The sequence below is a fragment of the Hyphomonas atlantica corrig. genome (assembly GCF_000682715.1).
Classification (GTDB): Bacteria; Pseudomonadota; Alphaproteobacteria; order Caulobacterales; family Hyphomonadaceae; genus Hyphomonas; species Hyphomonas atlantica.
The window spans coordinates 579,452-599,242 of the sequence record NZ_AWFH01000001.1 but is presented as its reverse complement, the minus strand read 5'-3'; the positions used below and the strand labels follow the sequence as shown (position 1 = coordinate 599,242).

Here is a 19,791-nt window from a genome sequence, read left to right as displayed (position 1 = left end):
CGTCAGATTGGATCTGAATTAAAGGGTGGACCCGGCTGCTGTTCGGGCCCACCCTTTTTTGCATGTACACACATTCTGGAGCTGGCTGGCATATCCGCGACTTCGAGCGCAGGGACTATCGTCCGTGCTATCAGGTGTTTCGGGAGTGTTTGAGGGAGTTCCCGTGGCGCGGGCCTGCCGCGCCCTATTTACGACAATTGTTCAATACCCTGCCGACGGCCATGGCCCTTGTCGCGGAAGAGCCGCAAGCTGGCGTGATCGGGTTCATGACATTGCGTCCGGATACTGGCTATGTGGACCATTTGTTCGTCGCGAATGACTGGCGCTTGTGCGGTGTCGCTCGAGGCTTGCTACATGTTGGCCGCGACAGGATGGGGCAGGCATTGATCTTGGATGTGGACGCCCAGAACACAGCGGCGCGGGACGCGTATGAAAAGCTGGGCTGGAAAGTCTTCGCCCGCGCGGGTGAGGCAAGCGCAGAACAGATCCGCCTGATCGGGCCGTAGGACCTATTCCGCCGCCCGCATCAGGGCTTGCATCCTGTCGAGCCAGGCAAGCCATGCGGCTCGGCCGGACTTCGTCAGATGAATACGGGTCTGCGGCCTCCGGCCGACGAAACGCTTTTCCAGTTCGATGTATCCCGCCTCTTCCAGCTTCCGCAGATGTGTAGAGAGGTTTCCATCTGTCGCGCCGACCTTGTCGCGAAGTTCGCCAAAGATCGCCGGACTTACACTTGAGAGGTAGGCCATGATGCCAAGCCGCAAACGGCCGTGAATGACGTCATCAATGTCATTATGATCGAAGGGGTTTTCGCCTGACATTGCGTTTACACCGTCTCCGACGGTTCATTCCGCATCAGCAATATGCCTGGCAGGAACACACTGATGGCGGCGACGGCTGAGCCGAGCAGCACGATGTAAGGCGTATTCATAAGCAGGACGGCCGGCACCGTACTCGCGATGGCTGCGGTGCCGCTGATGGACAGAACCCTGTTCTGCGCCATCTCGCCAGACACGAATTGCGCAAGCCCATATAGACCAATCACCATTGGAACGGACCACATGAAGGCGCCAGTCCCTTGCCCCAGCAGAGCGGCGAGAAATGCACCTGTGAAGTACGCGCCGAGGAAGCATCCCGACGCCTGCCATACAATACGCGACACCTGATTGCCGACCGAAGCGGCGCCTGGCTTATGGCCGGAGAACCGCATTTGCATCAGGAACATGCCCCCCATACCGATCACGATATAGCCGACCCAGAGCGCGGCGAAGGCGACGGGTTGCAAACCGAACATGCCCGTCGAAATCGCGTAATGACCCAAATAAGCGAACGTCGTCAGGCCGCCCCACCACGCCAGGAAGCGTCCACCTAGCAGAGGGGCTTTCTGGCCCGCTTCGGCAAGGTCGCGCACGTAAGCGAGATCATCAGTCAGAGATTGAGGGCTCATTTTTTTGTCTCCACAAATAACTTTAAAATACAAAGTATATTGATAAACAGAAAAGTCAAGCAGGCCATGATAGCTTGCGGCTTTAATGATTATCCTGTGGCAGAACTGGTGGGATCAGCTCTCGGCGAGGCGAGCAACTTCCGCTTCGGATAATTCCGAATTGTCGTAAACGTTGGCGACATCATCGAGATCGTCGAGCACGTCCAACAGCTTCATCAGCGTGTCAGCGGCCTGTCCTTCGACCGGGATGGTATTCTGTGGTTTCCAGATCAGTTTGGTCGACTTGGCTTCGACCTCTTCCCCGAAATGTTCGACCAGTGCGTCCGCGACCGTCTGCAGGTCTTCGCGAGCAGTGTAGATCCAGTGGCCGTCATCATCGGACTCAACGTCCTGCGCGCCAGCCATGATGGCAGCTTCCATGATTTCATCGTCGGAGCCGGCCTCTGGCGAATAGTGGATCTCGCCAACCTGATCAAAGCTGAAAGAGACTGATCCCGTCTCACCAAGATTGCCGCCATTCTTGGAGAAAGCTGTACGGACTTCGGTTGCCGCCCGGTTCTTGTTGTCGGTGGAGGCCTCGACAATGATGCCGACACCGCCAGGGCCAAACCCTTCATAACGAATGTCGACATAATCTTCGCCGCCGCCGCCCTGGCCCTTATCGACCGCGCGCTGGATATTGTCCTTGGGCATCGACTGGCCCTTGGCGTTCTGAATGGCCAGGCGCAGGCGTGGATTGGCGTCCGGATCTGGCCCGCCCATTTTGGATGCGATCGTGATTTCCTTGGACAGTCGGGAAAACAGCGCGGCGCGCTTCTTGTCCTGTGCGCCTTTGCGGTGCTGGATGTTTGCCCATTTACTGTGGCCTGCCATGGCGCCCTCGTCGAATTTGGTCTGGTTCAGGAGAAGGGAGGCGTTTAGCGCAGGTTTGCATTTCGGCCAAGCTCCCCTTGTGCAGAGGGTGATCCAGGGCAAAGATTTGCGGTGCGGCGACGGAACACAGAGGCTTTTGCAAATTTTTCCGCGCCAAATTGACACTTACGTCAACGTCAACCTTGCGTCTTTGATTTGTCGGCGTTAGGCACACCCCACGCTAGTTTAATTCCAACAAATGTCTGGAGCGGTTGTATGAAGGTCCTGGTGCCCGTCAAACGCGTGATCGACTATAACGTCAAGGTTCGGGTAAAGCCCGATCAGACGGGCGTCGATCTCGCCAATGTCAAAATGTCGATGAACCCATTCGACGAAATTTCGGTCGAAGAAGCGGTTCGCATGAAGGAAGCCGGAACGGCAACTGAAGTCGTTATCGTGTCTATCGGCCCGAAACAGGCTCAGGAAACTATCCGCACCGCACTGGCCATGGGCGGCGACCGCGGAATCCTGATCAACACCGACGAAACCGTTGAGCCGCTGGCTGTCGCGAAAATTCTTGCAAAAGTCGTTGCCGACGAAAGCCCGGATCTCGTTCTTCTCGGCAAGCAAGCTATTGACGACGATTCCAACCAGACAGGCCAGATGCTGGCCGCTCTGCTGGATTGGCCGCAAGGCACCTTCGCTTACAAGATCGAGAAGGACGGCGACGCCCTAACGGTGACTCGTGAGGTCGATGGCGGTCTGCAGACAGTGAAGCTGGCAACGCCAGCGATTGTCACGGTAGACCTTCGTCTGAACGAACCGCGCTATGCATCGCTGCCAAACATCATGAAAGCCAAGAAAAAGCCGATCGATGAGAAGGCGCCTGGTGATTATGGCGTCGATATCTCGCCACGTCTGTCGGTTGTGAAAGTCACCGAGCCGCCGGTCCGTGAAGCCGGTGAAAAGGTCGAAGACGTTGCGACGCTTGTTTCGAAACTCAAATCAGCAGGAGCGATCTAATGGCTGTTCTGGTTATTGCTGAACATGACAATGCGGCCCTGAACGACGCCACCCATAAGGTGGTGACGGCTGCTGCCAAATTTGGCGGCGACGTTGATGTCCTGGTTGCCGGTGAAGGCGCTGGCGATGTTGCGGCTTCGGCTGCGAAAATCTCCGGTGTCCGCAAGGTGGTCCACGCTGATGGTGCGTCGGTTGCCAAACAACTGGCGGAAGCCATGGAAGCACTCGTGGTTCCGATGATGGATGGCTATGACGCCGTGTTCATTCCCGCCACGACGATGGGCAAGAACGTCGCGCCGCGTATCGCTGCAAAGCTGGATGTGATGCAATTGTCCGACATCACCGACGTGATCGACTCCGAGACATTCGAGCGCCCAATCTATGCTGGCAACGCGATCCTGACCGTGAAGTCTTCCGACGCGAAGAAAGTCGTTACCGTTCGCGGAACGGCGTTTGACGCGGCAGGCGAAGATGGTTCCGCATCGGTGGAAACAACCGAAGCGCCAGCTGGTCCTTTCAAATCCGAATTCGTGTCGGAGCAAATGGTCAAATCTGACCGTCCGGAACTGGCAGGCGCCAAGCGCGTCGTGTCCGGTGGCCGCGCTCTCGGATCGAAGGAAGAGTTTGATCGCCTGATCGTGCCACTGGCTGACAAGCTGGAAGCGGCTGTGGGTGCATCCCGCGCTGCAGTGGATGCTGGTTACGCACCAAACGATTATCAGGTCGGCCAGACGGGCAAGATCGTTGCTCCGGAACTTTATGTTGCTGTTGGTATCTCCGGCGCGATCCAGCACCTTGCTGGCATGAAGGACTCCAAGATCATCGTGGCGATCAACAAGGATGAAGAGGCCCCGATCTTCCAGGTTGCCGATTACGGCCTGGTCGCAGACCTTTTCTCGGCTGTGCCCGAACTGACAGACGCCCTCTAGGCGCTCGTCTCACTCATGACAACAAGCCCGCAGTTCCGAGATGGATCTGCGGGCTTTTTCATGTCTGGTGCCGAGGCCGAACCGCTCTATAGACGTGTGATGAGTGCGGTGGGCGTGCCGCACGCGTATCGGACAATCGCTCGAGGGGCATCGTGACACCGGCTGAGCAGGAAACATCGTCAACGGCGAAAGCAGGCGTCAGATATTTTCTGGCCAGCCTCGTTGCGCTGGTGATTGACTATCTCGCTACGCTTTTCCTGCATCATGGGCTCGGCCTCGCTCTGTCAGTCGCTGCCGGATTGTCGTTTCTTGTCGTCGGTCTGATTTTCTACTTTGTGCACGAGTTCTGGACCTTCCGACGAAGTTCCTCCGCTCTGTCCGTAAGGCGGCTGGTGGCAAATCTGGTCGTACTGGTGATATCGGGGGCCCTGAGGGTCGCAGTTATCTTCGCGTTGGAGATATGGCGCGCCCCAGAGGGGATCTGGGTGACGCTCTACTTCTTGGCCGGTGTCGCTTGCTCTTTCACTGCCAATTTCGTGCTCAACAGGTTCGTTGTTTTTCGAGATTAGCAAGGTTCGTGTTTTGCAGCGGCGTTGGAGAAGCGCCGGAAATCCATGTTAGTCTGACTGCGTGTCGCACTTGTGTTTGACGCACTGCACAAACAGGATATGACTGCAGACTTTTACGACGTTCCGGACGAGATAGATGACAGACCTGAAGACGATTGGTGTGATTGGCGCGGGCCAGATGGGCAACGGTATTGCCCATGTCAGTGCGCTTGCAGGCTATAATGTTGTCCTGAGCGACATTTCGGAAGACGCGCTGGCAAACGGCATGCAGGCCATTGAGCGCAACATGGCCCGCCAAGTCAGTCGTGGGCAATTCGAGCCGGACGCAATGACTGCTGCAATCGCGCGCATCAAGCCAACAACTGTTCTCAAGGATCATGAAGCTGCAGACTTGGTCATCGAGGCCGCGACCGAGCGCCGTGAAGTCAAGGAACAGATTTTCAAGTCTCTTTGCGAGATTGTGCCAGCCAGTACATTTCTCGCGACCAACACGTCCTCCATTTCCATTACACGACTTGCTTCTGTCACGGATCGCCCCGAGCGCTTCATCGGCCTGCACTTCATGAATCCAGTGCCACTGATGAAGTTGGTCGAGGTTATTCGCGGTCTGGCCACAGATCAGCAGACCTATGACATGGCCATTGGATTTGCTGAACGCCTGGAAAAAACCACGACGAATGCCGAAGACTATCCGGCTTTCATTGTGAACCGCATTCTCGTGCCAATGATCAACGAAGCCGTTTATGCGCTGTATGAGGGCGTAGGCACTGTCGAGAGCATTGATACGGCCATGCGCCTGGGGGCGAACCACCCGATGGGGCCGCTGACCCTCGCGGACTTCATTGGTCTGGATACGTGTCTGTCCATCATGCAGGTGCTGCATGATGGTCTGGCTGACACGAAGTATCGCCCGTGCCCACTTCTCGTGAAATATGTCGAGGCGGGTTGGGTCGGCAAGAAGGTCGGTAAGGGCTTCTACGACTATTCCGGAGATGTGCCGGTCCCGACGCGTTAACCGCCTGAAGGTCGAGTTCTGTAGCAAATACTACAGGCCAGGGAACATCAAGGCGCTGTTTAGTACCTTGAAAAAATGAGATATCTATTTTCGTTTCCTTAACCCCGGAGTGCTTTACTCTAGGGGAAGTATCCCGTCTTGGGATGAGGGGACACGTTCATGGTTTATTATGCAGCTGACGGGATAAACGCTTCCCATGAGCTCGAAACCTTCGAAACGTCGGCGAGACCGCAAGCCTTTATCGCCAGGCGGCAGGTCGGCTCACGTCTTCGGACAACAGCTGCGCGGTCTCTACTCCGATGTGCTCTCAGAGCCGGTGCCGCTGAGGCTGCAGCACTTGATAGAGACAATGCGACAAGCGGAAAAATCCAGAAAGAAATAATCGCGCGGGTGGGACTACGCTAATGACAGAGACAATCAACGAATCCTGGTCTTTCGTGGATGAGCTGGAAGCGCTCTTGCCGCAGATGCGAGCCTTCGCGCGTAGCCTGTGCAATGATGCAACGCTTGCCGATGACATTGTACAATCGGCCTGTCTAAAGGCGTGGAGCGCTGCGGATACGTTCGACCGCACTGCGCAGATGAGGCCCTGGATCCTGCGGATCGTCAGAAATGAATACCTTCAGCATTGTCGCCGTGCGTGGCGGAATGTGGACGTGGAGTCTGAATTCCTGGAAGAGACGCTCGTGGACTACACGTCTGCCGAACTTCAAAGCGAAGCGTCTCATGCAATTCAGGCTATCTACGCGCTACCGCTGAAGCAGCGGGATGCCGTCATTCTGGTTCTCGCGGCTGGTCTCACCTATGAGGAAGCCGGCGCGATAATGAATTGTTCCCCGGGCACGATCAAAAGCCGGGTGAACAGAGCTCGTGCTGTACTGATGGACGGTCTCAATGGTCTCATACCGGTCATTTCCAATGATGGGGGCCAAGATGATATGGATCGCTCGACGCTCAACGGGTTGGTAATGTATGCTGAAGGCCTGATGGCTCGTGCGGCCTAGTGAGCTCAAGCGAGTAGCAAGAAGACGCTGACCGAATAAAGTGCCATGAGCGCCCCGGTCTTTATGCCGGCCGAAATCAGGAACGGACGCAAATCCGACCAGGTAGTATTCCGCGCAATTGCGGCGACTGAGCTTGCAATATCCTGCTCCAGACCTTCTCGCGATTGCCCCGCCAGCATCAGCATGATTTTCGAAGTGCGAGTCGCGGGCGCGGCTTGGGCTTCAGTCAGTACCTGCTGAAATACATGTCCCGCGACAACCTCGCTCAAGGCCAGCTTGGGTCGCCATCCATAGCGCGCTAACTCCGTAAGGCCCAGACGAACAAACGGCCACGACACCCAGATGTCCCTGATAAGGAACAGCCCGAGCACGACCGAGACGCTCAAGACAAAGTGCTGACGCTCCAGCGCTCCATAGTGCGCGAGCCCCCACAGTGCGATCAGCAGCGTGAGCTTGATACCTGTGGCAATTGCGAATGCCCGAAAGCTCCTCTTCAGGAAGTCGTCAGCATGACGCTTGATGCGTCGGCGTGTTTCGATTGCGGCAGCTTCGATTGCCTGATTTTTCTGCGACGACACTCCTTTTTCAAGGTAGCGGCGTCCGAATGCCAAGCCTGCGCCAACGGCAGAAGCTATGAGGAAGAATGATCTCATCTCTCCAATATAGGAAGAATTCGGCAGCTTGTCTGAGATTTATGGGAGCGATCTTCTATAGCAATCCGAGCAGAAGTCGTTGCGCATGCCGAGTCGCTGTTTTGGGATCCCTCACGAGGGTGTACCCAAGCAACATTGCGCCAGCCGACACAGATACGGGATATTTTTGAACGAGTGACTTCAAGGTGTCGAATGGAAGATCTGCCAGGGCGTTCGCTGTCGTCTCTTCCAGATCATCAATCTCCTCGGAGGATTTCCGGTATGGCAGGAGAAAGATATATAGCATGAGGGCGGCTATGCCGATCAGAAGGGCCGCGACCGTAAAGCAAGCCGCGATCAGTCCGATGACGGAAGATAAGGCGAGCACGCCTGCAACGGAAAGTGCAAGCATGCCGCCGAAACCGCTGACGATTCCGGCGACTGCCGCGAACAGCCTGAGCTTGGTCGCATCCATAGATTATTTGCCTCGCATCATCGCGAGGATCAGTCCAGCACCGAAGGCGATTCCAACAGCAGCAAACGGGTTCTTGCGAATTTCAGCTTCAACTTCGCCCCGTGTCTCCTTGAATTGTCCAGATGCCTTCTCGGCAAACTCCGTGCCTTTCTCCACTCCTGCTTGAGCTTTGACTTTTGCAAGTCCACGGACGTCCTCCATGACATTTTTGAGGTCACTGCGCAGCATCGCGATGTCGTCTTTCAGGGCTGCGTAGTCATTTTCGGTTCCAGCTTTGAGCGTACTCGCCGTCTTGGTATTCACGATTAATCTCCTGTATTGGGATACATAATACAAACGACCAGACGCCGAGTTTGTTCCTCCAACTGGATCAGTTTTGTGAAGAGGAACAATTACACCACATCTACGTTCTGATCACATGGATGCTTTCAGAAACAGATTGTCCCGGTATGTTACCCTCCCGCCTGATGTGTGGGAGCGGTTTGACCATCTTGATCTACGGTCGCGCGTCTTCCACGCGAATGAGGACATCATTCGCGTGGGGGAGAAACCCCGCAACATGTACTTCGTGAAAGATGGCTGGGCGATCCGGTACCGAACCCTGGACGACGGTCGCCGGCAAATTGTCAACTTCATGCTGCCTGGAGATGTCTTTGACTTGCAGGTTGTGGCGGGTGTGGAAGCCGATCATTCCGTGACTGCCTTGACTCGGATGGCGGTGCAGGCCGTAAGCGCAGAGCAATTTATTCACTGTCTGAGAAGCAATGCGGATATAGCATCCGCTTTCTGGTGGGCGTCGGTCCAGGAGGAGTCGATCCTCAGGGAGCAGATTGTCCGCATCGGTCGCCGATCAGCCAAAGAACGCATTGCGCATCTTCTGCTGGAGCTACAGCGGCGCATGCATGCGGCGATGGGCGGTTCTGAAGTTCACTTGCCGATGCCCCTTACGCGCACGGACATGGCAGATGCGCTGGGACTGACACCTGTGCATGTATCTCGAACCATGTCTGCGCTCCGCCGCGCGGGGCTGATCGATGAATCGCGGGGACAAATAACGATTCTGGACCGGGATCGCCTCACCGCCCTGTCGCAGTTCGATACAGACTATCTGCACATGCGGAAGCTGGATTTTGTAGCTCAACCTGAGCTGGCGGAACGCGCGCTGAATGGAGCTCGAATGGAGAATGGTGTCGTCCGCTGAAGATTCAAAAGCCCTGCTCGACGCCAATAGTCCCGATTTCAATTACTGGAGAATAAGATGCAAACTACTCACAAAGAAAAAGAAGTATCAACAACAGAAGCCCGTCAGGGCCGCCGCCGAACAGGCCTGTTGAATGTTATGGCGATTGGCATCGTGATCGCTCTTATCGGAATGTTGCTCGCCTTCGCTATTACGGCCTAGACGATCTCCAATCACATACAAAAAAGGCCGCTCCAGACTTGTCGGGAGCGGCCTTTTGTTGATCGCCAGATGTTGGGATCAAGCATCCACCTTGTTGTGTGCAGGATGGAAAAAGAGCGCCTGGCCGATCGCGGCCTTCACAGTATTCTCCTGGAACGGCTTTGGAATCAGATAGGTTGGTTCTGGACGTTCGCCGGTGAGCAGTCGCTCGGGGAAGGCTGTAATGAAGATGATTGGAACATCGTGGTCGGCAAGAATATCGTGGGCCGCATCAATGCCTGAGGACCCATCGGCCAATTGGATGTCGCAAAGCACGAGCCCAGGCAGGTCGGCGCCGAAGAGAGAAAGCGCCTCACGGTGGGTCGTGGCAATGCCGGTGACGGTGTGACCGAGATCTTCGACAAGGCTTTCTAGGTCTGCCGCAATGATCGGCTCATCCTCGATGATGAGGACCTTCGTGGCCAGTTCGCTTTCGATCTCTTTTTGCGCGTCTTGTTCAAGCATGCGCTGCTCATCATCGGAAATTCCGAGAATGTAGGCCGCTTCGGAGGCAGAAAAGCCTTCGAGTGCTGTCAGCAGGAAAGCCTGACGCTGAATTGGGGCTAGCGATTGAAGGCGTGTGTCCGCCGGGTCACTGGACGCAGCAGCTTTGCCTTCCAATTGTGCGCCTGTCGTTCCCCAGATAACATGGAAGAAACGATACAGGGAAAGTCTCGGATCTTCAGAATCCTCAACAATATCAGGATTTTCGACGAGTGCCTGCAGGGATGCGCGAATGTAAGCGTCGCCGCTATCTTGACTGCCGGTTAGTGCCCGCGCGTATCGCCGAAGAAACGGCAAATGGGGGGCGAAGGATTGTACCAAACTCATGGGAACCTCTCTTCTGGGACCGCATTAATAATTCCTGAAACCCGTCTAGGTTCCACCATAGTGCAAAAAACTGCACTTTGTTGGAACTTTTACGCTGCCTGTAGGTTTATGGATTAGACTCATATAGTAGGTATTTGGATCGTGAATCAGGATAGTTTAGACGGAATGGACAAGACCGGACGCACAAACGCCGTCAAATCCGACCTCGGAAGCAAGAGGCGGACGCAGCGCATTGGTGAACAATTGCGGCGCGTGTACGACGAAGTTGCGCAAGAAGATGTTCCGGACGAGTTTCTTCGGCTTCTCGAAGAAGCTGACAAGGCTCGCCCATCTTCAACCTCAGACAAATCCTGAGGGGGCGGCCATGACAGACAATAAGGAAAAGCTGAGCGACGCGGAATTCAAGCGCGAGCTGGCCGAGCTGATCCCGCACTTGCGCGCATTTGCCCGCAGCCTGTGCGGTGATGCAACCCTCGCCGACGACTTGGCCCAGGATGCAATGCTGAAAGCGTGGAATGCGCGTGAATCCTTCCAGGCCGGGACGAACATGAAGGCGTGGGCCTTCACCATTCTTCGCAACGTGTTTTATTCCGAAAAGCGCCGTTCCTGGCGGCGAACGCCGCTCGACCCCGAAGTCGCAGAAGCTACACTGGTCTCCAACAGCAATCCTTCAGACTCGATAGACCTTTTGGCCATGCGCAATGCGCTGGGCATGTTGCCGATCGACCAGCGGGAGGCGCTGATTCTCGTTGGAGCGGGCGGGCTGCCTTACGAAGAGGCTGCGGAAATTTGTGGTGTTGCTGTCGGAACTATCAAGAGCCGTGTTTCTCGTGCGCGCAAGGCGATCGTTGAGATCCTTGAGACGAATGGCGCAGGTTTCAGCGATGATTCCAACATGAAGGCAGAGGACGCATTCAACGACATCATGCGGCAGGCGGACGATATTGCCGGTGTCGGATGATCAAGAAGTAATAGAGTCAGATAGCGCACCCCCAAGTGCAGCGCCGCTCCGGAACAAGCTCGTCCTGACGCTTGCCGCGGCGCTAACGCCTGTCCTGCTCTTGTCCGCCTTTAAAGCCTACATCGACGCCAGCGACGTACGGGAGAGCCAGGCTCAGAACCTGGTGATCGTGGCTGGCGCAGCAATTGATGGCGTGAATCAATCGCTTCAGCAGGCGGAGTTGTTGCTATCTCTCTACGAGCCGCGGCTATCAGCCGGAGAATGTAGTGGGGTGTATAACGAGCTGATCGAGTATATTCCGTCTCTCACGAATGTTGTCGCATTCGACGAAAAGAGTGACGTGATCTGCGCCGCCGTCGGTTCTCCCAAACTAAGTCGTGAGAATCAGGTCTTGCATGATCGTCTCCGCTCTGGCGGAGATTCTTTTGCGCGAAGTGATGCCTTCTTTGGATCCGCAAGTGAAGAATGGTTGTTCGCCTTGAACAAGCGCGTCGAAAACGAAACGGGCGAGTTCACTGGAATAAACACATTTGCGCTGGGTGCAGTCGATCTGGCAAACCTTGTCCGCACGGGGTATTTGCCAGAATCCGTTTCGCTCGCGATTGCCGACGAAACAGGACGTGTGTTCGGAGATACGCCCATTACGTCCATTCCGGAAGAATGGATCGAAGCGGTGAACGAAACTCGCGATGCACAATTGTTCCGGGCGGACGAGACTGACGTAAGCACCGTTGACGTAGCCCTTCGACCCGTCGGAGACTCGAACATCTACGCGGTGATAGCGAGACCGTCATATGGCTTATGGAATGACCTTTTTGTACGCCCTGCAACATCCTTCGGTTTGCCCCTTCTCGCCTTTGCCGTAACGCTCTTGTCGGCGTGGCTGGCGATTGACGGGCTTGTACTTCGCTGGATTTCCAGACTGACGCGCACGGTCCGTATATACGGTGCGGGTAGATATCAGTTCAAAGCGGGCAACTCGTTCTCTGATGCGCCCTCTGAAATCCGAAGCCTGGCCCGCGCGATGGAAGTGATGGCGCAGGATATCGATCACCGGGACCGGGATCTGAAAGAAGCGATTGCGACCCGCGATGCAGCGGTGAAAGAGATTCACCATCGGGTGAAAAACAACCTCCAGATCGTAACGAGTTTCTTGAACCTTCAAGGGCGCCAGCTAAAAGATCCGCAAGCCAAAGAAGCTATTTCCGCAACGCGACATAGAATCGATGCCTTGGCAATTGTGCATCAGACACTTTACCAGAACGAGCGACTGGAGAGCGTTGACATGCGCCCATTCTTGACCGGGCTGCTGAACCATCTTTCGGATGCGTTGGGAATGACCGAATCTGGTATCAATCTTGTTCAGACCTATGATGATATTCAGCGTGACGCAGATGATGCAATTCCGATGGCTTTGTTCATTGTCGAGGCGGTCACAAATGCGATGAAGTATGCATTTGAGGAAGATGGCGGCGAAGTTGCAGTAAATCTGACCGCTGATTCCGAAACTGTTACTCTTGAGATAAGGGATACAGGGCTCGGATATGAGGTGAAGGATGGGAGCTCTGGTCTTGGGTCAAAGCTGATGGTTGCTTTTGCGAGACAGCTTTCGGCGGAGTTCACGACGGAAGCCAAACCAGGTCAAGGATGTTCTCACCGCTTGGTGATGGACCTTTGAGATCTTAGCAAAGAGCCCGGACCATGTCCGGGCTTCGATTTTGGCGGTAGTTCGAAACTATTGTGGAATATCGGTAGATTCAGTCATCGATTCACCAGCCTCGTTGACCGCATTCTCAGCTTCTTCGCTGGCTGCTTCGATCTCCTCGGCTGCATTATCTGCAGCGTCCCGCAGGCTTTCGCCTGTCTCTTGCATTTCTTCCTCAACTGGGTTCGATACCTCTGCGTCTGGTGTTTCCACACCATGTGATTGGCTATCGTAATTACATGCACTTAACATGCTTGCTGATAGAGCAGCGGCGGCAAAAATGGAGTTTCTCATATTTCTTCGTCCTCGGTAGCTGAGGGTTCAACGCAGTAGTTGATCGCATGTTCCGTCGAGCTGAGATGGGAACCGTCAGCGAAGGGCGGCGTTTGAAGGGTATGAGTTCCAATATGCCCCGCCTGATAATTGATGCTCCTTGTGCCAATCAAGGTCTTTCTGCAAACCTGAAAGTGCTGTTCCGACTCATTGGGATCGGTAAGGTAAGCGCGGTGTTGTCTATGGTGATCGTGGCGCTCAGTCAGGTTTGTTCCTGTGCCTGGAACAAATGCGGCCGGCTTCAGTGTCGAAGAGCATCCCGCGTCCTATTGCTGCCGTCTGGCAAGTAACGCCCATTGTCGGAAAACTTCGGTTCAGGATTCTTATGAAAGTACGAAAAAAGCGCGCCCCTAGGAGCGCGCTTATTCAGGTAGTTAAGAACCAACTTAGTCGTTGATGTCTTCTTTAACTTCATTGGAAGCATCTTGGATCACTTCTCCACCTGCTTCAACGTCTTTGCCAACCCCGTCGACCGTGTTGCAAGCTGCAAGGAGGGTTGCGAGTGCGCCGAGAGCGCCGACGCTAGCGATTTTCATTGTATTTCTCATAATCTGTGTCCTTTCTAATTCGAACAGTCAAACAACGTCGATTTGCGATACGGGTTCCGCATCCGGTCGAAAAAATAGTGTGGAACTTATCTCGCGCTTTCCAAGTTGGTTAGGCATCGTATCGGCAACGCGCCGATCTGTTTCTACAAAGAAGGAGTAGTCATCATGCTCGGTTGGGCTATAGCATTTTTCGTTCTGGCACTTATTGCTGCTGTTCTGGGATTCGGCGGAATTGCCGGCGCTTCAGCAGGTATCGCCAAAATTCTGTTCTTCGTATTCCTTGTGCTTCTCGTGCTGTCATTCGTTGCAAGGGCTGTGCGTGGTCGAAACGTAACCTGATGGAGTGCGAGATAGAGTAGAAAGGCGTCACAGTTGTGGCGCCTTTTTTTATATGTCGCTCAGCTGAGGAACTTTGGCAGGCATTGACGCGTAGCTTATTCGTATCCCGAGGAGACGCGAGTGCCGGCAAACGACAACAAACTCGACCGGTCTGGCGCCGATGGCAAACACGACGTTGTTCGCAATTGGGCTGTTACCGGAATTTTTTGGATTCTTGCGCTCGGAACCCTCAGCGTAGCGCAAGGCGTCTTTGTGCCGATCATCACCGCATTGGTCTTGGCCTTGACGTTCTCTCCCGTGAGGAGAGCCTTGGGAGGGATTGGTATTCCGCCGAGCGCTGCGGCGGGTATCATCATGATAAGTCTCATGATCATACTTGGAACGCTGTTTTTCTTTATATCCGAAGCCTTGCAAGAATATGTCAGCGATGCGCCGACGTTCGCGGAAGAAGTTCGTCGAGAGCTTAGTGGTCTTTTCGGAACGATAGAGCCGGTGTTGAAAGCCGGAGATCAGATTGAGGCCCTGACAAAGCAGGGAGAGCAGCAGACTGTTGCGTTGCGCGAACCTGGGTTCGTCAGTGTAATGACGCAGGCGACTCCAGCAGTAATCAGTCAGCTGGTCATTACCATAACGCTGTGCTTCTTTTTCATCGCGTCAGGCGACATGTTCTACGAAAAGCTGGTTCAGGTGATGCCAAAGCTGAAGGATAAACGTAGAGCTCTTGCGGCGGCGCGTACAATAGAGAACCAGCTTTCAACTTATCTATTCACAATAACAGCCATTAACGCCGCTCTCGGAGTTCTCATTGGCTGCGTTATGTGGGCTCTTGGAATGCCGAACGCGGTATTATTCGGTCTCGGTGCATTCTTGCTGAACTACATTCCGTACATTGGTTCAATCGGTGGCATCGCAGTGACGCTCGTGACGGGACTTGTAACTTTCGACAACACCGCTCAAGCTCTGCTGCCAGCATTTATGTATTGGGTCCTCAATACAATCGAAGGCCAGTTGCTTACTCCCATACTGGTCGGAAAGCGTCTGAAACTCAACGCGGTTGTTGTATTCATTTCATTCGCGTTGTGGGCGTGGGTCTGGTCTTTCATGGGCATGCTGCTGTCGACGCCAATACTTCTCATGGCGAAAGTTGTGTCAGACAACGTCGAGGGGCTGGAGAGCTTCGGAAAGTTTCTCGGCGACCGGGATGATCTATCCAGTTCGGATTCTCGTTTGATGAAATTTGTGTTCAGGCAGAAGAAGGACTCCGTACCAGACCAGAGCTAACTTCTGGCGTCAGGTGCGCGGCATTTCTACGGCTAAATGGAGCATGGTCAAATGTGCGCCATCGCGTCCTGAGAACGCCAAAGCCTGCAAGCAAGTCAAATCTGTGCCGGCCTTTTGAAGATGCTGAAGCAATATTTCGAATACGATAAGTGTTTCATCGTCAGACCAGACCATGAGTTCGCCCAATGGGCCGATGTCAGACCATCTATCTCCAGACAAGGCTAGAAGTCGAATACTCTCATAATTAGTCGAGTCGCGCGATGCGATCAGAGTGAAGCCAAACCCTGCATTCAATTCACGTGAGAGATCCAGCGGTGAATGATAGAATGACAGGCAGGATTCGAACCCGTGCCACGTGCAATTGATGGCGTTTTCCTGTTGTCCGACATCTGTGGTCTTTGCTGTTAGGGATTGATCTTCACTTGTTCTTTCGCCGCCGGTCCACGCTTGGGCTGAGCCGTCCTTTCCGAGTTTGATAGACCAATTCGGACCTGTTACGCCTTTCTGAAACACAGTCAGGTCATCGGCGGTGGAGAGCCCGCTGTGTTCATTCAAACTCGGGATGTCGCCGGGTTCACGCAGGCCGAGGCCGTAGCCCCAAGGGAACGTGAAAAATGAGTCCTTCTGACCGTCGCGATACGCAGGCCGATTTGTGTCAGTAGGCCACGCAAAGGGTAGCTTTCCTGTGAAGTCGAGAACGCCATTGGAGAAAATGAGATCGGCCAAGGCGCCAGCCTGTGTGCCTGGGAGAAATCCGGCGATAAACGCATCAGAAGCGTTCAGGTGATGGTTGGTCCAGAGGGGGCGCCCGGAGATGAACACCGATACCACGGGTATGCCGTCTTGGTTCAACTGTCTCAGGATCTCTAACTCTCGACTATCAGGCGCAGAGTATTCCAGACTTTTCCTGTCGCCCCGAAACTCAGCATAGGGAGATTCACCGAAAACGAATATCGCAACATCCGGGCGTTCTGAAAATTCGCCGCCGATTGCATACGTAACGTGTCCTCCAGCGGCCTTTACGACTCGCCGAATTCCGTTGAGCAGAGTTTCGGCGTGAGGGTAGTCGGATTGTTGAAGGCGTCCACCTTGCCATGACTGTGTCCAGCCGCCGCAAAGTGTTCCCAAGTCGTCTGCAGCTTTGCCGACAACCAGAACATGTTTCACGGGATTCAGTGGAAGTGTTTGGTGCCGGTTCTTCAGGAGCACGGCAGACTTCTGAACGGCCTCGGCAGCAAGCTTTGCGTGGTTCGCCAATGTTGGGCGACGTCCCATCGCAGCGCCGGGTCGTGCGCTGGGTTTAGGGGCCGAGAAAATGCCAGCCCGAAACTTGAGTCGGAGAACTCTCCGAACAGCATCGTCCAGTCTCTCCATGCTGATCTCACCGGAATTCAGCTGGCGCAGAAGCGATGCATGAAGTTCCTTCCAGCTGTCAGGCGCCATGTAGATATCGAGGCCAGCCATTAATGCGTCGGGACAATTGGTGGGAGTTGCTCCGACAATCTGTCCGTGACCGTTCCAGTCACCTATGATGACTCCATCGAAGCCCAGATGCGCTTTTAGTAGGTCGCTTAGAAGGGGCTTGTGGCCATGCATCTTTCGTCCGCCCCAACTGGAGAACGATACCATGATTGTTTGCACGCCCGCCTCAAGCGCAGAATAGTAGGCCCTGGCATGCACATCTCTCAGCTCTGCTTCCGTTGCTATTGTTTCGCCTTGATCAGTCCCATTCCGAGTGCCGCCATCTCCCAGAAAGTGCTTTGCTGTCGCAATGATTTTCTCAGGACCGAGAAATTCAGATTGATTGGGCAGACCCTGAAGTCCGCGCACAAGAGCAGCCCCCAAGTCGGCACAAAGCTGGGGACATTCAGAATAGGCCTCATACGTTCGTCCCCACCGGATATCTTGAGCCACCGCGATGGAAGGCGCAAAGGTCCAGTCCATGCCGGACGCGCGAACATCCAATGCGGTGGCGGCACCAATTCTTTCAACAAGGTCCGGATCTCTAGCCGCACCAAGATTGACGTTGTGAGGGAATATGGTCGCCCCTGCAATGTTGTTGTGTCCGTGAACGGCGTCGGTTCCCCATAGAATCGGTATTCTAGGGCCGTCGGCGCTCATGGAAGCTTCCCAGAATTCATCGGCCAGATTGAGCCAATCCGAAAGGGGCGTGTTCTGCCTTCGACCGGGTGCGGAGTTTCCTCCGTTCAGTACTGACCCCAGATGATACTTTGCCACATCGTCCGGTGAGACTGACGCGATGTCGGCCTGAATGATTTGACCCACTTTCTGGGCTGGAGTCAGCCATTCAACAATACTTGTTATCAGTCGTTCGGTTCGTGGACATTTCAGATTCGGCGCTCCGGATGGCGGCCAGAGAGAGAGATCCAGCGATGCGGGATGAGCATCCGTCATGCTTGAGCCTCAGAGAGTGAAGTTACCGGGCTCTCTGGGGGCGTAGCGTCATCTTCCAGCCGATCGTACCAGTTTGCTTTCAGGATTAAGCTGGTCACAATGACGATGAGGGCTGAGATGGAGAGTTTCGTCCAATCCTGAATCACCAGGAAGATCGGTGTGCAGATCAACGCTGTTTGCCAGATTATGCCAATGGCTACGTTCAGAAGGTCTCTTCCCATGTTCGAGTTCTCGGGTACGGACTGGCCCTTGGCGGCAAGTGAATCTGAAACGGGTTTCCAGAGACCCCAAGGGCGGGTCTTTCGATAAAACTCTTCCAGAGTTTCCATATTGGTTGCAGGTGTCATTAAGGATCCGACGATCACAGCAACCAAGCAGGCGGCAAAGAAGAATGGGAAGGCGTGGAGCGGGTTAATGTCGATCTGAGGAAGGCCCAACGCGAGCGCAGCAATAATTCCGGTCAGCATTCCCCAGAAATAGCCGTACCCGTTCATTCGCCACCAATACCATTTGACGACATTTGCAGCGGTGTACCCGCCATACAGGCCAGCGGTGATCCATTTGATGGACATATCTATGCTGGTTAGAAAGAAGCCGAAAACTGTCCCGAGAATGACGAATATCGTGGACGTGATATAGCTCATCCTCAGATAAGTCTTCTCCGGGGCGTTCGGACGGAAATACTTTTTGTAAATGTCGTTGACGATGTATGCGGGAGCAGCGTTCAGCGGCGCCGCGAAGCTAGACATAAATGCTGCCAGGAGGCCGGCAAGCGTTAGGCCTAACAGACCAGCCGGGATAAACTCTTTCAGAGCAAAGGGCAGGACAGATTCGAAATCTGCATCTGGCCCCATTTCTCTCAGATACGGACTGAAATACACAAGCGCGAGAACCGTTAGGCCGGTGACGAAAAGATATCGAGGCAAGTTCAGGACCACACTTACGAGCGCGCTCATTTTGGCTGCATCGACGGGAGAGCGTGCGGATAGAATTCTTTGCATGTCGTAGTTTGGCGCGGGCCCTGCGAGCGATGTGAAGACGCCTTTCAGCAAAACCAGCATGAAGAATATCCCAAAAAGGGAGTAGCCTTCCGTTGCGATCTTCGCGTTCGCTGATGGCATCAACTCTGCCCAGTCCAGGCCAAGTTCCCAACCAAAGAACGGACTCGTCCAGCCTTCGGGAATGGCGGCTGCCAGCATATCTGGCGAAACATGCATCATCGCGATCACCGCAACGCCGATACTCGCCAGTGTCATCACGACGAACTGAAGAACCTCTGTGAAGACCACCGAATACATCCCACCCTTGATGACATAGAGTGAGGTCAGGATAATGAAGCAGACGCCGTAGGCTTTCTCGTTCAGCCCGCTCATCATGGCGTTTCGCTGGAGCAAGTCGTCGCCGGAAAGTCCCGCTACCTGAAGAGACCGCGGCAAAAAGACATCGAGATGCAGCGTGGTGGCTAGATCAAACGGGATGAATTGGGCGGCGAGCTTTCCGATGCCAAGAAATCCGTACGCCATGTAAGCCAAAACCAGAATAAGAGCGAAGAGGACGATGATGAGGTGGCTAAGCCGCGCGGCAGTTCCGTCTCCGAAGCGAAACGTAATCCATTCTGCCCCCGTCATGGCGCCCGAGCGCCTGAGCCATATCGACAGGAAGACCATCAGGAAGATCTGATTGAAAACTGGCCACAGCCAGGGGATCCATATGCTCTTAAGGCCATATACAAACAGGATGGAGACGAGCCACATTGTGCCAGCGACATCGAACATTCCTGAGGCGTTCGATAAGCCGAGCGCATACCAGGGCAGGCGGTTTCCGCCAAGAAAATAGCTCCGCATGCCAGCCTTGGCGCGGCTGGAAATCCAGAATCCGAGGATCAATGTCAAACCGATATAGGCCGCAATTACAGCGATATCGATCGCATGCAGAGCCATCTGTTGCTCCCCCGAGTGCAGACCAGCCCCGCTTTCTTTCAGGGCAGACAC

Annotated in this window: 25 protein-coding genes; 14 read left to right on the top strand and 11 right to left on the bottom strand. The window is 54.6% G+C overall.

What is annotated here, in order from left to right; all coding sequences use genetic code 11:
- Nucleotides 1-62: 62 nt before the first annotated feature.
- On the top strand, nucleotides 63-506 hold the full coding sequence (locus tag HY36_RS02980; protein ID WP_081805990.1) for a GNAT family N-acetyltransferase: 444 nt from the start codon (nucleotides 63-65) through the stop codon (nucleotides 504-506).
- 3 nt (nucleotides 507-509) lie between these two features.
- On the opposite strand, the gene HY36_RS02975 is transcribed toward HY36_RS02980, so the two are convergent.
- The 3 genes from HY36_RS02975 to HY36_RS02965 all read right to left on the bottom strand — a co-directional run bounded on the left by HY36_RS02975 (nucleotide 510) and on the right by HY36_RS02965 (nucleotide 2,320).
- Nucleotides 510-821, bottom strand: a complete 312-nt coding sequence (locus HY36_RS02975) for a winged helix-turn-helix domain-containing protein (RefSeq protein ID WP_035547937.1) — start codon at nucleotides 819-821, stop codon at nucleotides 510-512.
- Nucleotides 822-826: 5 nt separating this feature from the next.
- Nucleotides 827-1,447: a hypothetical protein gene (locus HY36_RS02970; RefSeq protein WP_035547935.1), complete on the bottom strand. Its 621-nt coding sequence runs from the start codon at nucleotides 1,445-1,447 to the stop codon at nucleotides 827-829.
- Between the two features lie 114 nt (nucleotides 1,448-1,561).
- The gene (locus tag HY36_RS02965; protein WP_035547933.1) at nucleotides 1,562-2,320 is read right to left on the bottom strand and encodes a YebC/PmpR family DNA-binding transcriptional regulator; all 759 of its coding nucleotides are present in this window, start codon (nucleotides 2,318-2,320) and stop codon (nucleotides 1,562-1,564) included.
- A 255-nt stretch (nucleotides 2,321-2,575) separates the two neighbouring features.
- Here HY36_RS02965 and HY36_RS02960 point away from each other — a divergent pair, with 255 nt between their 5' ends.
- The 6 genes from HY36_RS02960 (at nucleotide 2,576) to HY36_RS02935 (ending at nucleotide 6,839) form a co-directional block, all read left to right on the top strand.
- Nucleotides 2,576-3,322 carry an electron transfer flavoprotein subunit beta/FixA family protein gene (locus HY36_RS02960; RefSeq protein ID WP_035547930.1) on the top strand — a complete coding sequence of 249 codons (747 nt, stop codon included), beginning with the start codon at nucleotides 2,576-2,578 and terminating at the stop codon, nucleotides 3,320-3,322.
- Entirely contained in the window at nucleotides 3,322-4,251 is a 930-nt protein-coding gene (locus HY36_RS02955) for an electron transfer flavoprotein subunit alpha/FixB family protein (protein WP_035547926.1), read from the top strand. Before HY36_RS02960 ends, HY36_RS02955 begins: the two co-directional genes overlap by 1 nt.
- Nucleotides 4,252-4,403: 152 nt before the next feature.
- Nucleotides 4,404-4,820: a GtrA family protein gene (locus HY36_RS02950; RefSeq protein ID WP_035547924.1), complete on the top strand. Its 417-nt coding sequence runs from the start codon at nucleotides 4,404-4,406 to the stop codon at nucleotides 4,818-4,820.
- A 136-nt stretch (nucleotides 4,821-4,956) separates the two neighbouring features.
- A complete protein-coding gene (locus tag HY36_RS02945) occupies nucleotides 4,957-5,835 on the top strand; it encodes a 3-hydroxybutyryl-CoA dehydrogenase (RefSeq protein ID WP_035547923.1) in 879 nt (292 codons plus the stop codon).
- Nucleotides 5,836-6,031: 196 nt separating this feature from the next.
- Nucleotides 6,032-6,217, top strand: a complete 186-nt coding sequence (locus HY36_RS18860) for a NepR family anti-sigma factor (RefSeq protein WP_162175936.1) — start codon at nucleotides 6,032-6,034, stop codon at nucleotides 6,215-6,217.
- 22 nt (nucleotides 6,218-6,239) lie between these two features.
- A complete protein-coding gene (locus tag HY36_RS02935) occupies nucleotides 6,240-6,839 on the top strand; it encodes an RNA polymerase sigma factor (protein WP_051602429.1) in 600 nt (199 codons plus the stop codon).
- A gap of 5 nt (nucleotides 6,840-6,844) precedes the next feature.
- Here HY36_RS02935 and HY36_RS02930 read toward each other — a convergent pair whose 3' ends face one another.
- The 3 genes from HY36_RS02930 to HY36_RS02920 are packed head-to-tail and all read right to left on the bottom strand — an operon-like array spanning nucleotide 6,845 to nucleotide 8,249.
- On the bottom strand, nucleotides 6,845-7,492 hold the full coding sequence (locus HY36_RS02930) for a hypothetical protein (protein ID WP_035547918.1): 648 nt from the start codon (nucleotides 7,490-7,492) through the stop codon (nucleotides 6,845-6,847).
- Between the two features lie 55 nt (nucleotides 7,493-7,547).
- Complete coding sequence (locus HY36_RS02925) at nucleotides 7,548-7,946, bottom strand: hypothetical protein (RefSeq protein ID WP_035547915.1); 399 nt, start codon at nucleotides 7,944-7,946, stop codon at nucleotides 7,548-7,550.
- A gap of 3 nt (nucleotides 7,947-7,949) precedes the next feature.
- Complete coding sequence (locus HY36_RS02920; RefSeq protein WP_035547912.1) at nucleotides 7,950-8,249, bottom strand: DUF883 family protein; 300 nt, start codon at nucleotides 8,247-8,249, stop codon at nucleotides 7,950-7,952.
- A 136-nt stretch (nucleotides 8,250-8,385) separates the two neighbouring features.
- Here HY36_RS02920 and HY36_RS02915 point away from each other — a divergent pair, with 136 nt between their 5' ends.
- Nucleotides 8,386-9,147 (top strand): Crp/Fnr family transcriptional regulator, encoded by a 762-nt coding sequence (locus tag HY36_RS02915; protein WP_241764131.1) that lies wholly within the window; start codon nucleotides 8,386-8,388, stop codon nucleotides 9,145-9,147.
- A 57-nt stretch (nucleotides 9,148-9,204) separates the two neighbouring features.
- Nucleotides 9,205-9,348, top strand: coding sequence for a hypothetical protein (locus tag HY36_RS18315; protein ID WP_155841657.1), 144 nt, complete (start codon nucleotides 9,205-9,207; stop codon nucleotides 9,346-9,348).
- Between the two features lie 78 nt (nucleotides 9,349-9,426).
- Here HY36_RS18315 and HY36_RS02910 read toward each other — a convergent pair whose 3' ends face one another.
- Nucleotides 9,427-10,218, bottom strand: a complete 792-nt coding sequence (locus tag HY36_RS02910) for a response regulator (RefSeq protein ID WP_035547909.1) — start codon at nucleotides 10,216-10,218, stop codon at nucleotides 9,427-9,429.
- Between the two features lie 165 nt (nucleotides 10,219-10,383).
- Between HY36_RS02910 and HY36_RS02905 the strand changes: the two genes are divergently transcribed.
- The 3 genes from HY36_RS02905 to HY36_RS02895 are packed head-to-tail and all read left to right on the top strand — an operon-like array spanning nucleotide 10,384 to nucleotide 12,857.
- Nucleotides 10,384-10,572 carry a NepR family anti-sigma factor gene (locus HY36_RS02905; protein ID WP_035547906.1) on the top strand — a complete coding sequence of 63 codons (189 nt, stop codon included), beginning with the start codon at nucleotides 10,384-10,386 and terminating at the stop codon, nucleotides 10,570-10,572.
- Between the two features lie 10 nt (nucleotides 10,573-10,582).
- A complete protein-coding gene (locus HY36_RS02900; RefSeq protein ID WP_035547904.1) occupies nucleotides 10,583-11,179 on the top strand; it encodes a sigma-70 family RNA polymerase sigma factor in 597 nt (198 codons plus the stop codon).
- Nucleotides 11,169-12,857, top strand: coding sequence for a sensor histidine kinase (locus tag HY36_RS02895; protein WP_155841655.1), 1,689 nt, complete (start codon nucleotides 11,169-11,171; stop codon nucleotides 12,855-12,857). Before HY36_RS02900 ends, HY36_RS02895 begins: the two co-directional genes overlap by 11 nt.
- Nucleotides 12,858-12,914: 57 nt before the next feature.
- On the opposite strand, the gene HY36_RS18310 is transcribed toward HY36_RS02895, so the two are convergent.
- Nucleotides 12,915-13,178: a hypothetical protein gene (locus HY36_RS18310; protein ID WP_155841653.1), complete on the bottom strand. Its 264-nt coding sequence runs from the start codon at nucleotides 13,176-13,178 to the stop codon at nucleotides 12,915-12,917.
- 425 nt (nucleotides 13,179-13,603) lie between these two features.
- On the bottom strand, nucleotides 13,604-13,765 hold the full coding sequence (locus HY36_RS18070) for an entericidin A/B family lipoprotein (RefSeq protein ID WP_081805988.1): 162 nt from the start codon (nucleotides 13,763-13,765) through the stop codon (nucleotides 13,604-13,606).
- A 165-nt stretch (nucleotides 13,766-13,930) separates the two neighbouring features.
- Between HY36_RS18070 and HY36_RS18065 the strand changes: the two genes are divergently transcribed.
- A complete protein-coding gene (locus HY36_RS18065) occupies nucleotides 13,931-14,104 on the top strand; it encodes a DUF1328 domain-containing protein (protein WP_034814608.1) in 174 nt (57 codons plus the stop codon).
- 120 nt (nucleotides 14,105-14,224) lie between these two features.
- Nucleotides 14,225-15,385, top strand: coding sequence for an AI-2E family transporter (locus HY36_RS02885; RefSeq protein ID WP_051602427.1), 1,161 nt, complete (start codon nucleotides 14,225-14,227; stop codon nucleotides 15,383-15,385).
- A gap of 9 nt (nucleotides 15,386-15,394) precedes the next feature.
- Here the strand turns inward: HY36_RS02885 and HY36_RS02880 are convergent, their stop codons facing one another.
- Complete coding sequence (locus HY36_RS02880; RefSeq protein ID WP_051602426.1) at nucleotides 15,395-17,800, bottom strand: glycoside hydrolase family 3 protein; 2,406 nt, start codon at nucleotides 17,798-17,800, stop codon at nucleotides 15,395-15,397.
- Entirely contained in the window at nucleotides 17,797-19,740 is a 1,944-nt protein-coding gene (locus HY36_RS02875) for a sodium:solute symporter family protein (protein ID WP_035547900.1), read from the bottom strand. Before HY36_RS02875 ends, HY36_RS02880 begins: the two co-directional genes overlap by 4 nt.
- Nucleotides 19,741-19,791 lie beyond the last annotated feature (51 nt).

Coding starts and splice junctions, on each gene's coding strand:
- HY36_RS18065 (WP_034814608.1), top strand. CDS start 13,931: ATGCTCGGTTGGGCTATAGCATTTTTCGTTCTGGCACTTATTGCTGCT.
- HY36_RS02970 (WP_035547935.1), bottom strand. CDS start 1,447: ATGAGCCCTCAATCTCTGACTGATGATCTCGCTTACGTGCGCGACCTT.
- HY36_RS02905 (WP_035547906.1), top strand. CDS start 10,384: ATGGACAAGACCGGACGCACAAACGCCGTCAAATCCGACCTCGGAAGC.
- HY36_RS18310 (WP_155841653.1), bottom strand. CDS start 13,178: ATGAGAAACTCCATTTTTGCCGCCGCTGCTCTATCAGCAAGCATGTTA.
- HY36_RS02935 (WP_051602429.1), top strand. CDS start 6,240: ATGACAGAGACAATCAACGAATCCTGGTCTTTCGTGGATGAGCTGGAA.
- HY36_RS18070 (WP_081805988.1), bottom strand. CDS start 13,765: ATGAGAAATACAATGAAAATCGCTAGCGTCGGCGCTCTCGGCGCACTC.
- HY36_RS02945 (WP_035547923.1), top strand. CDS start 4,957: ATGACAGACCTGAAGACGATTGGTGTGATTGGCGCGGGCCAGATGGGC.
- HY36_RS02980 (WP_081805990.1), top strand. CDS start 63: ATGTACACACATTCTGGAGCTGGCTGGCATATCCGCGACTTCGAGCGC.
- HY36_RS02875 (WP_035547900.1), bottom strand. CDS start 19,740: ATGGCTCTGCATGCGATCGATATCGCTGTAATTGCGGCCTATATCGGT.
- HY36_RS02930 (WP_035547918.1), bottom strand. CDS start 7,492: ATGAGATCATTCTTCCTCATAGCTTCTGCCGTTGGCGCAGGCTTGGCA.
- HY36_RS18315 (WP_155841657.1), top strand. CDS start 9,205: ATGCAAACTACTCACAAAGAAAAAGAAGTATCAACAACAGAAGCCCGT.
- HY36_RS02975 (WP_035547937.1), bottom strand. CDS start 821: ATGTCAGGCGAAAACCCCTTCGATCATAATGACATTGATGACGTCATT.
- HY36_RS02955 (WP_035547926.1), top strand. CDS start 3,322: ATGGCTGTTCTGGTTATTGCTGAACATGACAATGCGGCCCTGAACGAC.
- HY36_RS02960 (WP_035547930.1), top strand. CDS start 2,576: ATGAAGGTCCTGGTGCCCGTCAAACGCGTGATCGACTATAACGTCAAG.
- HY36_RS02900 (WP_035547904.1), top strand. CDS start 10,583: ATGACAGACAATAAGGAAAAGCTGAGCGACGCGGAATTCAAGCGCGAG.
- HY36_RS02880 (WP_051602426.1), bottom strand. CDS start 17,800: ATGACGGATGCTCATCCCGCATCGCTGGATCTCTCTCTCTGGCCGCCA.
- HY36_RS02910 (WP_035547909.1), bottom strand. CDS start 10,218: ATGAGTTTGGTACAATCCTTCGCCCCCCATTTGCCGTTTCTTCGGCGA.
- HY36_RS02965 (WP_035547933.1), bottom strand. CDS start 2,320: ATGGCAGGCCACAGTAAATGGGCAAACATCCAGCACCGCAAAGGCGCA.
- HY36_RS18860 (WP_162175936.1), top strand. CDS start 6,032: ATGAGCTCGAAACCTTCGAAACGTCGGCGAGACCGCAAGCCTTTATCG.
- HY36_RS02925 (WP_035547915.1), bottom strand. CDS start 7,946: ATGGATGCGACCAAGCTCAGGCTGTTCGCGGCAGTCGCCGGAATCGTC.